This window comes from Paenibacillus sp. LRG-1 (genome assembly GCF_057220305.1).
Map to the genome: position 1 here is coordinate 4,952,850 of NZ_CM170126.1, position 13,005 is coordinate 4,965,854.

The window sequence follows — 13,005 nt, forward strand, 5'->3', positions numbered from 1 at the left end:
ACCCCGACCCCTCTGCCCGCATAAGTTGAGAGAGAGAGGAGGGGGTACAATATGCCTCCCGGCAAATTCCCCAAACATGACAATTCACAATCCCGTTTACCCACGGCTCGTGGTATTCGCCGTGCATGTATCAAAGAGTTGTATCGAACCTGCAAACGTCTGCCTGTTCACATTGCTCCTGATCTGGTCAAGCAGGGCGAGGAGCTATACTGCCGCAAGGTCGTCGGACACCTTATCTGGATTGCGGAAAACCATAGTAACCGCAAACTACTATGCGACTGGTGGGACGAAGATGTCAGTGAGGAGCTCGCAGCATTGTGGAAGGTGGATCGCGATGTTTTGTGCACCGCTTTTAGAAGTGCCTATGGTGGATAGATGTTTGCGTACTGCAACTATGAACCGTGAACTACAAAAAAAGTGGAGCCACCCCGCAGTGGCTCCACTTTTACTATATTCCTAGCTGTGTGTCTGCTTTTTCCCTGCTCCATCGGGAAGCAAATCCGCACAAGCGCGTTCCAAATAAGGATCAGCATGAATAAAATCCCGAAATGCTGTGTATTCATGCCACAGAACGGATTGTTCTCCCGCCTGTCCTTTGACGGCACGAATCAGAATGTTTTTAGGTGTATGCTCCATGTCGATAAATTCCAACAGCTGTGTCCGATATCCCATCATATCCAGCAGTTTGGCCCGGATTCCATCCGTTGCCAGTGCTGAAAAACGCTCCTTTAAAATACCATGGGAAAGCAACGGCTCCAATACCGGATTTTCCAGTTGGCTGAACAGCTCATGCTGGCAACACGGAACCGACAAAATGACAGAAGCTCCCCAGCGGACGGCCTTTTCCAGCGCCGCATCCGTTGCAGTATCACAAGCGTGCAAGGTAACAACCATATCCACCTGTTCCAGTTCGTTATAGTCTGCGATATCACCAACCAGAAACTCCAACTGTCGATATTGCAGCTTTTGAGCCAGAACATTACAGGTTTCAATGACATCTGCCTTCAAGTCCAAACCAACGATCTGCAATGGTCGCTTTTGCTGTACAGCCAAATAGTGATACAGCGCAAAGGTCAAATACGATTTGCCACAGCCAAAATCCACAATCGTCAATGGGCGGCCTACCGGAAGGCTAGGCAATACATCCTGCACCATTTCGAGAAACCGGTTAATTTGACGAAACTTATCATACTTGCGGGCCAGTACCTTACCATCCTCATTCATAATCCCCAGCTCAATCAGGAAAGGAATTCGTTCCCCTTCTTCGAGCACATATTGCTTTTTGCGATTATGAGACAGGTCGGCTTTACTTTTGCTCGGTGACTTTGTCAGAATGGATACTTTATATTTTTTACTGATCAGCACTTGGTAGTCTGCATCCTTGGCGCATAAAAGTCCTTGGCGGAACGTGTCCTCAAACAAGGCAGTCATACGCTCATTAGCTTCGTCAGGGGTCAGATTTTCATGAATGACTTTGTTGCTATAATGAAAAGCAAACTGGTAATGCAGCTTGTTTTTCAATTCTACAGGTTTGATTTGCACTTTAGTAAAAGAAGCATCCTCCCGTTTGCGAAGCTGACTCAGCGTCGCTGTGATGAGGGAGCCTCCCGTGGTCAATTGGTATATAAGTTCGCGCAGTGAATCCAAAAGGTACATCTCACTTTCTTTCATGTAATTGGGTGATCTCGGTCAAACCCTCGGTGACTTCCTGGCGTGAAATTCCACCCAGCTCCAGCTCTGCATTGGTCTTATCCAGTAATTGACTATAAAACGTCTCCGCTTCGGATAGAAGCTCTGGCTGCTCCCATGCCAATCCAAACCAGACATCGGCGGCTTCGTCCAGCCTGTTTTCCCGCTCGTAATGAACAGCCAACAGTTTGCTGGTTTCAGGGGGAAGCTCATATTCACGCACCAGTTTCACGATACACGCTATTCGTTCAGGCAAGACCTGCAGATCACGAGTCGCGCCATTCGTATCGCTGTACAAATATAAATGAAGAGATTTCATCAAGATTCGTATGCCCTCGTCTGTTCTGCTGGTTTCCAGGTAAATCACGGCTTCTTCTTCCAAAATGCGAGCCACCTGCTGAAGCTTATCCGCTTCAATTCCAGGGCCCAATCGGAAAAGCTCAATAATTTGTTCCGGCGGCAATCGTCTGAGCAAATCTGAACGAAGACGAAACTGCTTGTTGAGCAGGTCATCTAGCTGTTTTAGCGCTTCGACGTGTTTATTTTCACGCCTTAGACCGAGCACCGATGCTACTGCCGATGTCAATTCTTCCATCATACTGAGCAAATAATCTTTTCTAAGCAAGCCGTTCCCTTCCTTTCATTCCGATGCCTAGACAACCAGGAACCCTGTCCCTTCTGATTGTAAGACATCCTTGTCTAAAAGCCAAATGCCCTACCATGCAGAAATACCACTTATAACCTTCACCCTCAGTTAACAACATCAATGATCAGGAAGTCAGAATGCTCACGTATGGCAGTGAAATTCCTACGGTACAGTACTTTGTAGCTGATCATGTGAATAGCGAATGATGAGTTTTTTTAAAATCAATATTGCTTCTTTGTTAGTGTCGTGATATTTTTGTTTCATACGAAACAAAAAATAATCAGTATATTTAAACATTCTATAAAATAATTCATAGTAATTATTTTCTTTAGAAACAAAATTTATATGAATATTTTTGTGAGAAAGGATGATGGAGTTTGGGTAAACAATTTAGCTCGATATTACCGGAACATCAAGAGTTTATACAGCGGCAGCACATTTTCTTTGTAGGATCAGCACCGCTATCCAAGACAGGGCACGTTAACCTTTCCCCCAAGGGATATGATTCCTTTCGTATTCTATCGGACCAAAGGGTAGCCTATCTCGACTTGGCGGGAAGCGGCAACGAGACAAGCGCCCACATTATCGAGAACGGACGGGTAACAATCATGTTTTGTGCATTTGAGGGCGCTCCCAGTGTATTAAAGCTCTATGGCACTGGTACCGTCGCGCTGCCTGATACTAAGCAATGGAATGAGCTGTACCCACTCTTCAACCCGCTTCCCGGTGCAAGACAAATCATTGTTGTGGACATTCACATGGTTCAGAATTCATGTGGTTTTGCGGTTCCCTTCATGACATACACGAGCGAACGGGAAAAGCTGAAGGAAGTCTCAATTCAGATGGGAGAAGAAGCACTTAAAAGATATGCCTATGAGAAAAATTTGGAAAGTATTGACGGTTTGCCGACAGCGTTTGCCTTTAACAAAAGCAACATAAATTAGACACCTTACACTCCTAAAAATAATTGACTACACAAAAAACCAGAACCTTCTGATTATCACCTCAGAAGGTTCCGGTTTTTTGGGCTTCCCTTAGTCTATTTTTTCAAGTTCTGCTCTAAAAATGTCAAGATAGCGTTCGCTAATAACTCCGGTGCTTCGAACAAGCTCATGTGACCTGCTTCCGGTAGGGTAACCTGAGTTACTCCGGCCCGATCTGTTGTAAACGTCCGCGCTGGAGGAACCGCCTGATCCTGCTCACCCGCTACTAAAAGGACCGGCAATGCAGAAGCCGACAATACATCCCGACGATCAGTACGCTCGCGCATAGCCAGTGATGCTCCTACGGCTCCTTGTGGCGGTGTTTTGTAGCCAATTTCTTTGACTTTCAGTAATTGGCTGGACATCGACTCCACATGATCAGGAGCAAACAGTCCCGGTACGAGTCCATCTACAAAGGTCGTAATCCCCTCCGTTTGGATGGTGGATACAGCCTTATTCCGCTTTTCTTTACCTTCGTCCGTATCTGCATAAGCTGTGGAATGAATCAGTCCAAAGGCTGTAAGGCGCTCTGCATGTCTCTGCACTGCCGAAAGGGGTAGATAGCCTCCTAGGGAGTGACCAAACCAGGCAGCCTGAGGGATGTCCAATTGTTCTTGAAGTTTAAGCACATCATCTGCCATTTGATCAATAGTATAGGCTCCTAGTGGAGCATCGCTGCGTCCGTGTCCACGCAAGTCTGGAACAATACAACGATAGCTTTGGGACAGCAATGGAACAACCTCATCCCAATAGGAGGAACTTCCGCAAAAACCGTGCAATAAAATGATCGGTTCTCCTTTTCCCTGTTCGGCATAGCAGATCGTCGTTCCTTCGCATAATACCTTTTCCATATGGAACCCTTCCTTCTCTGTATATAATCTATTGGAGCTGAATATATTATTAAGTAGAACAATGCTGATGTATATTATTAAGCAGACCATCAATATCTGAAACGGTAACCCTCTGGAAAATCTTGCGAAGCTGTTTTCAAACCAAATTCATAAGCCGCCGCATTAGCAATATGCGCAGCCATTGTCATGACCAAGTGAAGCGACGTCATTTGGAGTGTCCAATAGGGTTTGGGGCTGCGCTCATTCACAATCGCTGCAACACTATAATGACCAACAGACGGCAGAGACAGCCCCACCGATCGCGCAGGAGTTAGCGGTTCACGCGCAATAAGAAACATTCCCGTTGAGCCGTGCTGTCCAAGACATGCATCTATGGCGATCACATGATGATCTTGGGGAATGCACTCCAAGTATGAAACCAGATGATCCGCATCACAGGGCTCCGTCATTGTGCCAATCACGTGCGGAAAGCCTTGCTCCTTGAGCATGGTGCCTACCAGTGGCCCGAGTGAATCACCCGATGAGCGATCTGTACCGATGCAAACAAAAGTCAACTTATCTATAGCATGCTGATGATGAATTTCTCGGAAAAACGGCGCGAGTCCATCTCGATCTGTTTTCTTTACATTATGTTCTAAGGACGAGCGACCGGGTGCGGAAGCTCGATTATACAAAGACAACTTTGTCCATCCTCCTTGATTCGGTTGTATATCGGTAATCTGGCTTTCAGTACATTCTACAACAAAAACATGATACAATACAGGCAACTTCCCCTGTTATGAAAGGATGGAAAATTAACGATGGATTTGTCTGTACCGTCTCATGCCAACATTGAGTATATGATTGAGGGTATTAAAACTAAACTCCGTATGGCGAGTGGTGCTGCTATGCAGGCATCCGCTTTCTCGCTGGAGCAATACGAGGACATTCATGATGTCTATGATATGGTGATAAGCAAGCCTAACCTGAGCATTTCAGAGGTTGAAGCTATTGTTTCTGAACTGGGCAGATTGCGCAAGTCCTCCTGAATCAGCTTGTAGGACAGCCAGCTTAGCTGTATTACATCCTATCATCATGAGCAACAGCCTTCATGATAGTAGCCCTGTCAGCGTAAATAAAGCTCGTATCTCCGGTCGTCTCAGCAGACGTGCAACGGGATACGAGCTTTATTTTTTCGATTGCATATGCGCATTTTCATACACTTCTTCACTCAAGGATGCTTCAAGGCAAATCAGCTAACACCAGTTCAGATATATCCTCATTACCTGTAGCTCGTATCTTTAATGTACAGCTTTTTTGAATTCGCGCGGCATCACCAGGCCCTAACTGAAAATCCCCATCCTGGCACGTAACTTCCACATGACCGCTAACTACATAGATGTGGGTGCGGCGCTCCTCTTGCTGCGGATATTCAAGCTGCTGTCCTTTTTCCAATCTGCTCAGATACAGATTTATATCCTGCGCGATGGATAACGCTCCCTCCACTTCTGAACCAGACACAACAGGCTGAAGCCGATTTAGACGTTCACTGTGCTTGAATCTTTGCACCTGATAAGAAGGCTGAATGCCAGGACTCTCGGGTAAAAACCACATTTGCAAAAAACGAACTGGTCTTTCATCCCCAGTATTTCGCTCTTCATGTTCAATTCCGGTGCCTGCACTCAGAACCTGGATCGAGCCGCTTTTCAAATCCTGCTCATGTCCTAAGCTGTCGCTATGATGCAATTGGCCTTCAATTACATAGGTGACGATTTCCAAATCGTGATGCGGATGTCTTTTGAAGCCTTGCTGCGGTTCAAGCTCGTTATCATTATGGGCTAGCATACAGCCAAAATGGGCATTGCTCGGATCTTCATAATCGGCAAACGAAAAGCTAAACTCGCTATGAATCCACCCTTTATTTGAGGTATGTCTTTCTGCCGATGTCACTATTTTAATCATCCTTAACACCTCCATGGATTACAGTTCCGTAAAGCAGCTTTGCTTCGTGATGACTATTCCACTTCCGGCCCTGGCATTACAAACGCTGTGATACGATCCCTTTACCCCGGGCTTATATGCCTCAATCAGCCTGTCGTCTCCGTCGGGTTTTGCTCTTAAGTTTATTATTAGTTAAGTTAATAGTACGAAAAATTGAATCTATCACAGCCATAAGGAGGAGATTTATTACATATGCTATCTCATGAACCCCAATCATCCCGTTTCCTACCGAGCTATTTGCGCCGTAGTCTGTATGCATCTATTATCATGATCGCTGTGTTGCTTCTCGTCGCCTACTCTGTGAAATGGATTGGCACAGCTCCTTTTCTATATTGGGATGAACGCATACAGGATGCCATTTTTCCAGACACAGCAGCTGCTCGCTACCAACTGCTAACCATCGCTATATTCATTACATCTTTCGGTTCATTCCACATGTCCTTAATCATCGCCCTCGGTGCTGCCACCTTGTGCTGGGTCAGTCTTCGCTCAAAAGCTTATTCCTTTGCGATCCTAAGCAGCTTTACGGCGATGTGGGTGCTGAATACGCTGATTAAAGAAATTTTGCAACGGGAACGCCCATCACTTCAACATTTGGTTGAAGCCGGGGGCTACAGTTTTCCCAGCGGTCATGCGATGATTTCCATGGGATTTTTCGGAATGATATTTGCCATTTGGGCCATAGAACGAAAGATTCGTGGGCGTTCGCTCTTTCTTCCGTGTGTTCTTGGTGCACTACTGATTCTCTTGATTGGATTAAGCCGCGTATATCTAGGCGTTCACTTTCCTACAGATATTGTGGGTGGCTATATTGCAGGTATAATTTGGCTGGTGTTTACCGTTCCTGTGATCTATTGGCGAGCGCGCATGAAGCTTCCTTCCACTCCCCACTGGTAAATGTCCGAGACGGCTTTTTGTTTCACTCCGGGTCACGACGTTTATATACGAAGTAAGCAAGGCTCAGCAATATCGAAGCTCAGCCTTCATTAAAAACGTTATGGTTTTGTGAACTTAGGATAAGGGAGGCGATCCTTGTGTGGGGAATTGTACTAAGTATTGTAATGGCTATTATTATCGGATTGATTGGCGATGCACTGGCTGGTCATGAAATGCCTGGCGGCATTGCGGGCTCTATGATTGCTGGATTTGTAGGAGCTTGGCTAGGTGTCATGCTATTGGGAGACTGGGGCCCGGTCATCGGAGATTTTGCAGTCATTCCAGCCATACTCGGAACCGCATTGTTCGTGTTCTTGCTCGGACTTGTGTCCAGGCTATTAAGAAGGGCTACCTAACATTTATATATATTTTTTATTCTATAAGAGGAGTGATATAACATGAGTAACATTGACAATCAAAATATGGCAAGTACTTCAGGTTTTGCAAAAGGTTTATTTATTGGAGGTTTGATTGGTGCTGCCGCAGCCCTGCTGTTCGCGCCGAAGCCGGGTCGTGATTTGCGTAGTGATCTGTCTGATAAAATTACAGTTGTCTCCGATAAAACAAAGGACGTGGCATCTGTAGTTAGCAGCAAAGCGACAGATTTGGCCAAAACCGTTTCCACCAAAACAGCAGATGTAGCCAAAACGGTATCCGAGAGCAAAGACAATATCGTTTCCAGCGTAACCAAAGCTTCTGCCGATGTGGCTAATGAAGCGGCCAAAGCGGATAAAGAAGTTATGGATGCAACGGCTCAGGCGGCCAAGGATACACAGAAACAATTGAATGCTAATTCCTAATAGTTACACATTCAGATGAAAAAAAATAAGCCCTAGACACTGAACAGCCAGCATGCAAGAAGCTGGCTGTTTTTAAATGATAGAAAGGCTGGGATGACAATGAGCAAGCCAAACTCCTATGGAGATGATCTTACCGCGAACAACAAAAGAACCTTTCATCCCTTACAGGCTCAAGATCAGCCAGATGAGGTTTCATCCAAGCAGGCTTCTTCCACTCCTGATCATGTTAAAACGCATGATCAGGAGAGAGACTTTGATGTAAATGAGCATCCTTTTGAGCTGCGCCATGAGGTCAAGCGGCTTAACAAACGCTTAGATCAAATAGCAGATACGCTCGAAAGAGCAGAGTTCAAAGATATTCTGGAGAACTACTCCAGCACTAAAAGAAGAATTATGAGCAATCTGACCGCAGGGATTGCACGTGGTCTCGGCCTTACGCTGGGTACAGTGGTCATACTCGCCTTGCTCGCTTGGTTGCTCAGTTTCCTGGTACAATTAAATCTTCCGGTCATCGGAGATTTCATCGCCGAATTATTAGGATATATCAAAATGAGCCAAGGTACTAAGTAATTGTTCCTATCTCATTTAAAAACGATCCATCGTAACCGATAACAGACTCCTCAAAGAGCCTCCAGTTACGATGGATCGTTTTTTATTTGTAAATTGTAACAGCTGTAGTCAGCCGCTACAATTTGTTGCGCTTGTTAGCCTTCAATAAGTCTCCTGTCCACCCCTTCATCATCAGCCAGCCGTACATTCCCGCCATACTTAGCAGTGTGGCAATAATCACGGTGGTAAAACCCCAGCCTGTTTTAATCCAAGGCAGATTTTCAAAGTTCATGCCCCATATAGCGCCCACTACAGTTGCTGGTGTAAATACGGCGGTGACAATGGTGAGCGTCTTTGTAATCTCATTCCCCCTAAATGCAGAAATGGCGTCGTCAATGGAGATCAATGTGTCGATTTCCTTTTCATAATGCAGGAAAAGTCCTTCCATCCGAGTAACACGGTAAAGTAACTGCTTGAAAAAACGATTCTCCTCCAGTTTATCCAGATATGCCTCCCGAGAAGCCGTCACCAGCTCTGAAAAGGGAATGAACATATTGCTCCAATACAACAGCTCGAAACGTGCATTCAATATAGAATCCATCAGCGTACGAGCATTCCTTTTCTCCATGTCCTCTTCCAGTCTTCTCAGGTTGATCTCGAACTTATCCATACCTGTATGAAAGTAATGGAGCACGGCTCTCGCCAATACAAACATGCCATCAGCTGCATCCTCACACTGTTCCAGCATTTTTTGGCGTTCCGCGGTGTGCATGATTTCACGGGTATTTTGATCCAGATTTAACGTCACTAACTTCTGATTTAGGACTAGAAAATAAAACTTGTTGCAATTGCGCTGACTGTCGATCTCCTCCTGAACAGAGTAGATCAGCGACCCGTACATTAAGGGCTGATTGCCATCTGGAAAGCGCACAGATATAAAGCTGGATGGAATGTCCTCTACCTTGTCCAGCCATTCTGAGGCTTCTGGGAGCTTCTCCTTCAAATGCTGTATGACCGAATCTTGCCAATTCCCAGCACTGATGTCCCACCATTCCCATCCTCCACGAAAGGAAGAAATCTGTTCAAATGCTGTCATGGATTCCAACCTTCCTCCCAACCTTTTTCGCTTTATAAAAAGGACACGCTTCCCATATCGGAATAACGTGTCCTTACGATGTGACGTCAAATATTTTAAGCCATATAATCTGCCATCTACTCATGAAATAGAGGAATTAGACATAATCTGCTTCAGCTTTTCCGTTGCCCGCTTCTGAATACGGGAAACGCTCATCTGCGATACGCCCAACGTCTGTGCAATCGCACGTTGAGATTGACCGTCCTGAAATGCCAGAAGAAGCACCTTTTGTTCCTGCTCCTTCAGTTGGCTTAAAGCCTGCTGCAAATCCATTCGTTTTTCCACAGTGTCATAATCGTTAGCATCCGAGCTAATGAGCTCGCCTAACGTAGCTGCACTCTCATCCTGGGATAAAGGCGAGTCCAGTGAAACATAGTGATAGCACTCACGGCCAGCAAGCACCTCAATCGTTTCTTCCACGGTAAGATCCAAATAGGTCGCAATCTCGTCCACATTGGGTGAGCGTTCCAATTTAACGGTCAGTTCATCAATAGCATGTTGAACAAGCGCACCCTTTTCTTTAATGCGGCGAGGAACCTGGATGTACCAGGATTTGTCGCGCAAATAATTTTTCATATGTCCCAGCATACTTTTCATAGCGTATGGTTCAAATGGGATACCCAAGCTGATATCGTATTGCTGAAGCAGACGTATCAAAGCCATCTGACCGGTCTGATATAAATCCTCGTATAAGTCCGGACGGTTACGGGAGATCTTCCCAGCAGCCATCTTGACCATCGGCTCATACTTACGGATCAGCACGGTAGCAATCTCGTTATCTTTTGTTTGCTGGTACTCCCAGATTAGACCAACGGCTTCATCCATCGACTCTGGGGGAGTTACCTTTTCATTCATACTCTTTCCTCACTTCTGGTCAGTCGCTTTACAAGCACCACTTCGGTGCCTTTTCCTGTCTCATTCAAGATATGGACATCGTCCATAAGCGCCTGCATGAGATAAAAGCCTAATCCGCCTATCTGCGCATCATTCAACTCCTTGTCATGCAAGGATGCGATACGGGACGGGTCCTCCACACGTTCAAAGCTCTCCCCTTCATCTTTGACACGAATGGACAACGAAACTTCATCAAATTCGAATATTACTTCCACGACTCCCCCCTCATGACCATATGCATAAAGGACAGAGTTATTACAGGCTTCCGATACAGCCACTTTCATGTCTTCAATATCCTCATAAGAGAATCCCATTTTCGCGGCAATACCGTATAAATTTAATCTTACAATATCAACAAAGTCAGCAGTTGCCGGCAAATTAAGAACTACTTTTTGAATTTGAGCATTCATTTCTTTTTCTTTCCTTTCCTATTGGGAATTCTCCTGGGGGACAAAGAATTTGGCAATACCAGTCATATCAAACAGCTTTTGAATTTGAGGCGGTACCTCTTGAACAGCAAAGCGAGACTCCATCCCATGCCTTGCTTTTAAAATGGATAACAAGATACCAATCCCCGTGCTGTCAATGTATTTAAGGTCTCTCAAGTTAATAATCAAATCTTGGCTGGACTCCCCCACCAAAGGCTCCATCACCAGACGAAAATCAGGTGCTACCGAAAGATCCAACTCTCCACTCAGATAAACGGTATTTACGCCATCGGTTGTTTCTGTAATTGCATTAAACTTCTCATTTTTATTTGTATTCATAGGCCTACTCTCCCGAAAAAAGATTTCCCTACATACTAACCCATTATACGATCGTTTGAATCACGGTATAACTTTTTAAACACTACCAAATGCCACCATCTAGGCTTCATTGATTTGTTCTTTACCCGGCTGCATTGGAAAATGGTCCGGAGAATGCCGTAGCAACGCCTGTTTTACACTGCTGATTTTAACGGGCTTACTGATATAATCGTTCATCCCAGCTTCAATACATCGAGGCTGAATACCCTCCATCACATTAGCCGTCATGGCGATAATGGCAGGTTGGGATCTTCCCGCCAATTGCTCACGCACTCTACCCGTACACTCCAGACCGTCCATCACAGGCATCTGCAAGTCCATAAAGATATAGTCATAGTCCTGATTCGCCATGACCATATCAAGCGCCTGTTGCCCATCTGCTGCCACATCTGAAGCTAAACCGAGCTTATCCAGTATATTAACCATCAGCTTCTGGTTAATCGGATGATCATCTACGACCAGTACAGGTTTACGGCTTGGAGATTCCCGATGTGGAATTTCCCAGTCGTGGCTGGACTCCCCCTCCAGTTCATTTTCCTGAGCAAAGCCAAGCTTCATTGTAAAATGAAACGTCACGCCCTGTTCTCCGCTCGTATCTACACGGATATCTCCGCCCATCATATTCACTAAGGTTTTACAAATGGCGAGTCCTAACCCGGTTCCACCATATTTACGCGTCATTGAAGAATCCAGTTGGGAAAAGGGCTGAAACAGCCTTCCAACCTTAGCGGGATCAATACCAATGCCTGTATCCTTCACAGAAAACTCAACGGTAAGTCCATTGTCGCTTTGCTCTTTGACAGATGCGAAGACATATACCCCGCCCCGGTCTGTAAATTTGACGGCATTGGATACCAGGTTAATCAATACTTGACGCAATCTTCCCATATCTCCGAATAACACAGGAGGCATCTGTTCATCGAGGAAATAAACCAGTTCCAAGTTCTTTCGGTTCACCTCTACCGTAAATAGGCTGAAAACTTCCTTGATACAGGAAACCAGATCAAAAGGATATTCCTCTACCTCCATTTTGCCTGACTCCAGCTTAGTGAAGTCCAGAATATCATTAATGACTGCTACCAGCGCGTCTGCACTACGACGGATGATATCGGCATATTCCTGTTGGTCGCTTTGCAACTCCGTCTCCATCAGCAAATCAATCATGCCAATGACGCCGTTCATAGGTGTGCGGATTTCATGGCTCATCATTGCCAGAAATTCCGTTTTGGCATTGGCAGCAATCTCTGCTGCCTCCTTGGCGGCAATCAGTTCGCTGTTCATCTTCTCCAGCTGCTGGGTCTTCTGATGAAGCAGCATGGACTGTGTCTTCAAGCGCTTGTTTGTCAGATACATTTGCACGAAGCCTTCAATTTTGGACTTGAGAATTTGAGGGATGAACGGCTTCACCATATAATCAATACCGCCCGCTGAATACCCCGCAAATAAATGCTCCGCTTCCTTGCTGTTAGCTGAAATAAAGATAATCGGAATATCCTTCGTTTTCTCTCTGGCCTTGATTAACTTTGCGGTCTCAATTCCATCCATACCCGGCATCTGCACATCCAGGACTACGATTGCAAATTCATCTTTTAATAGACATCGCAGCGCTTCTTCCCCGGATGTGGCCTTTACCAAATTATATTGTTCACTCTCCAGCACCGCCTCAAGAGCGAGCAGGTTCTCAGGTCTGTCATCTACCAGCAATATATGAATCGGTTCATGAAGCCCCATGGAAT

The 13,005-nt window shown here is 45.5% G+C and carries 17 protein-coding genes; 7 read left to right on the top strand and 10 right to left on the bottom strand.

Annotated features, from left to right (window positions below; all coding sequences use genetic code 11):
* Nucleotides 1-51: 51 nt before the first annotated feature.
* Nucleotides 52-375, top strand: coding sequence for a hypothetical protein (locus ACUUJN_RS22045; protein ID WP_023990260.1), 324 nt, complete (start codon nucleotides 52-54; stop codon nucleotides 373-375).
* An 81-nt stretch (nucleotides 376-456) separates the two neighbouring features.
* Here ACUUJN_RS22045 and ACUUJN_RS22050 read toward each other — a convergent pair whose 3' ends face one another.
* Together ACUUJN_RS22050 and ACUUJN_RS22055 are read right to left on the bottom strand one after the other, a co-directional pair.
* Entirely contained in the window at nucleotides 457-1,671 is a 1,215-nt protein-coding gene (locus tag ACUUJN_RS22050) for a class I SAM-dependent methyltransferase (RefSeq protein ID WP_341056679.1), read from the bottom strand.
* Nucleotides 1,658-2,314: a DUF6483 family protein gene (locus tag ACUUJN_RS22055; protein WP_069080833.1), complete on the bottom strand. Its 657-nt coding sequence runs from the start codon at nucleotides 2,312-2,314 to the stop codon at nucleotides 1,658-1,660. Before ACUUJN_RS22055 ends, ACUUJN_RS22050 begins: the two co-directional genes overlap by 14 nt.
* 398 nt (nucleotides 2,315-2,712) lie before the next feature.
* On the opposite strand from ACUUJN_RS22055, the gene ACUUJN_RS22060 reads away from it, so the two are divergent.
* Entirely contained in the window at nucleotides 2,713-3,279 is a 567-nt protein-coding gene (locus ACUUJN_RS22060) for a pyridoxamine 5'-phosphate oxidase family protein (protein ID WP_053326079.1), read from the top strand.
* 95 nt (nucleotides 3,280-3,374) lie between these two features.
* Here the strand turns inward: ACUUJN_RS22060 and ACUUJN_RS22065 are convergent, their stop codons facing one another.
* Nucleotides 3,375-4,169, bottom strand: a complete 795-nt coding sequence (locus tag ACUUJN_RS22065) for an alpha/beta fold hydrolase (protein WP_484668929.1) — start codon at nucleotides 4,167-4,169, stop codon at nucleotides 3,375-3,377.
* Nucleotides 4,170-4,258: 89 nt separating this feature from the next.
* Nucleotides 4,259-4,849, bottom strand: a complete 591-nt coding sequence (gene yyaC / locus ACUUJN_RS22070; RefSeq protein WP_023990265.1) for a spore protease YyaC — start codon at nucleotides 4,847-4,849, stop codon at nucleotides 4,259-4,261.
* Nucleotides 4,850-4,969: 120 nt separating this feature from the next.
* Between yyaC and ACUUJN_RS22075 the strand changes: the two genes are divergently transcribed.
* Entirely contained in the window at nucleotides 4,970-5,197 is a 228-nt protein-coding gene (locus tag ACUUJN_RS22075) for a DUF1128 domain-containing protein (RefSeq protein WP_013373034.1), read from the top strand.
* Nucleotides 5,198-5,390: 193 nt separating this feature from the next.
* Here the strand turns inward: ACUUJN_RS22075 and ACUUJN_RS22080 are convergent, their stop codons facing one another.
* Entirely contained in the window at nucleotides 5,391-6,110 is a 720-nt protein-coding gene (locus ACUUJN_RS22080) for a pirin family protein (protein ID WP_025721764.1), read from the bottom strand.
* A gap of 231 nt (nucleotides 6,111-6,341) precedes the next feature.
* On the opposite strand from ACUUJN_RS22080, the gene ACUUJN_RS22085 reads away from it, so the two are divergent.
* From ACUUJN_RS22085 to ACUUJN_RS22100, 4 genes are all read left to right on the top strand, one after another.
* Nucleotides 6,342-7,046 carry a phosphatase PAP2 family protein gene (locus ACUUJN_RS22085; protein ID WP_076160755.1) on the top strand — a complete coding sequence of 235 codons (705 nt, stop codon included), beginning with the start codon at nucleotides 6,342-6,344 and terminating at the stop codon, nucleotides 7,044-7,046.
* A gap of 137 nt (nucleotides 7,047-7,183) precedes the next feature.
* Nucleotides 7,184-7,441 (top strand): GlsB/YeaQ/YmgE family stress response membrane protein, encoded by a 258-nt coding sequence (locus ACUUJN_RS22090; protein ID WP_013311925.1) that lies wholly within the window; start codon nucleotides 7,184-7,186, stop codon nucleotides 7,439-7,441.
* A 42-nt stretch (nucleotides 7,442-7,483) separates the two neighbouring features.
* The gene (locus ACUUJN_RS22095) at nucleotides 7,484-7,885 is read left to right on the top strand and encodes a YtxH domain-containing protein (RefSeq protein ID WP_023990268.1); all 402 of its coding nucleotides are present in this window, start codon (nucleotides 7,484-7,486) and stop codon (nucleotides 7,883-7,885) included.
* A 93-nt stretch (nucleotides 7,886-7,978) separates the two neighbouring features.
* Nucleotides 7,979-8,455 carry a DUF5665 domain-containing protein gene (locus ACUUJN_RS22100; RefSeq protein WP_034095093.1) on the top strand — a complete coding sequence of 159 codons (477 nt, stop codon included), beginning with the start codon at nucleotides 7,979-7,981 and terminating at the stop codon, nucleotides 8,453-8,455.
* Between the two features lie 115 nt (nucleotides 8,456-8,570).
* Here the strand turns inward: ACUUJN_RS22100 and ACUUJN_RS22105 are convergent, their stop codons facing one another.
* The 5 genes from ACUUJN_RS22105 to ACUUJN_RS22125 all read right to left on the bottom strand — a co-directional run bounded on the left by ACUUJN_RS22105 (nucleotide 8,571) and on the right by ACUUJN_RS22125 (nucleotide 13,000).
* Nucleotides 8,571-9,530, bottom strand: coding sequence for a magnesium transporter CorA family protein (locus ACUUJN_RS22105; RefSeq protein ID WP_053326084.1), 960 nt, complete (start codon nucleotides 9,528-9,530; stop codon nucleotides 8,571-8,573).
* A 120-nt stretch (nucleotides 9,531-9,650) separates the two neighbouring features.
* Nucleotides 9,651-10,424: a sigma-70 family RNA polymerase sigma factor gene (locus ACUUJN_RS22110; protein WP_028541852.1), complete on the bottom strand. Its 774-nt coding sequence runs from the start codon at nucleotides 10,422-10,424 to the stop codon at nucleotides 9,651-9,653.
* Nucleotides 10,421-10,873 carry an anti-sigma B factor RsbW gene (gene rsbW, locus ACUUJN_RS22115; RefSeq protein ID WP_023990271.1) on the bottom strand — a complete coding sequence of 151 codons (453 nt, stop codon included), beginning with the start codon at nucleotides 10,871-10,873 and terminating at the stop codon, nucleotides 10,421-10,423. The genes ACUUJN_RS22110 and rsbW overlap by 4 nt, the downstream gene beginning before the upstream one ends.
* Before the next feature lie 18 nt (nucleotides 10,874-10,891).
* Complete coding sequence (locus tag ACUUJN_RS22120) at nucleotides 10,892-11,230, bottom strand: STAS domain-containing protein (protein ID WP_023990272.1); 339 nt, start codon at nucleotides 11,228-11,230, stop codon at nucleotides 10,892-10,894.
* Between the two features lie 99 nt (nucleotides 11,231-11,329).
* Nucleotides 11,330-13,000: a response regulator gene (locus ACUUJN_RS22125; RefSeq protein WP_053326085.1), complete on the bottom strand. Its 1,671-nt coding sequence runs from the start codon at nucleotides 12,998-13,000 to the stop codon at nucleotides 11,330-11,332.
* Nucleotides 13,001-13,005: the final 5 nt, after the last annotated feature.

Excerpts from the sequence above, each read along its gene's own strand:
- rsbW (WP_023990271.1), bottom strand. The coding sequence starts at position 10,873 with ATGAATGCTCAAATTCAAAAAGTAGTTCTTAATTTGCCGGCAACTGCT.
- ACUUJN_RS22080 (WP_025721764.1), bottom strand. The coding sequence starts at position 6,110 with ATGATTAAAATAGTGACATCGGCAGAAAGACATACCTCAAATAAAGGG.
- ACUUJN_RS22075 (WP_013373034.1), top strand. The coding sequence starts at position 4,970 with ATGGATTTGTCTGTACCGTCTCATGCCAACATTGAGTATATGATTGAG.
- ACUUJN_RS22085 (WP_076160755.1), top strand. The coding sequence starts at position 6,342 with ATGCTATCTCATGAACCCCAATCATCCCGTTTCCTACCGAGCTATTTG.
- ACUUJN_RS22065 (WP_484668929.1), bottom strand. The coding sequence starts at position 4,169 with ATGGAAAAGGTATTATGCGAAGGAACGACGATCTGCTATGCCGAACAG.
- ACUUJN_RS22110 (WP_028541852.1), bottom strand. The coding sequence starts at position 10,424 with ATGAATGAAAAGGTAACTCCCCCAGAGTCGATGGATGAAGCCGTTGGT.
- ACUUJN_RS22105 (WP_053326084.1), bottom strand. The coding sequence starts at position 9,530 with ATGACAGCATTTGAACAGATTTCTTCCTTTCGTGGAGGATGGGAATGG.
- ACUUJN_RS22050 (WP_341056679.1), bottom strand. The coding sequence starts at position 1,671 with ATGAAAGAAAGTGAGATGTACCTTTTGGATTCACTGCGCGAACTTATA.
- ACUUJN_RS22045 (WP_023990260.1), top strand. The coding sequence starts at position 52 with ATGCCTCCCGGCAAATTCCCCAAACATGACAATTCACAATCCCGTTTA.
- ACUUJN_RS22100 (WP_034095093.1), top strand. The coding sequence starts at position 7,979 with ATGACAATGAGCAAGCCAAACTCCTATGGAGATGATCTTACCGCGAAC.
- ACUUJN_RS22095 (WP_023990268.1), top strand. The coding sequence starts at position 7,484 with ATGAGTAACATTGACAATCAAAATATGGCAAGTACTTCAGGTTTTGCA.
- ACUUJN_RS22120 (WP_023990272.1), bottom strand. The coding sequence starts at position 11,230 with ATGAATACAAATAAAAATGAGAAGTTTAATGCAATTACAGAAACAACC.
- ACUUJN_RS22125 (WP_053326085.1), bottom strand. The coding sequence starts at position 13,000 with ATGGGGCTTCATGAACCGATTCATATATTGCTGGTAGATGACAGACCT.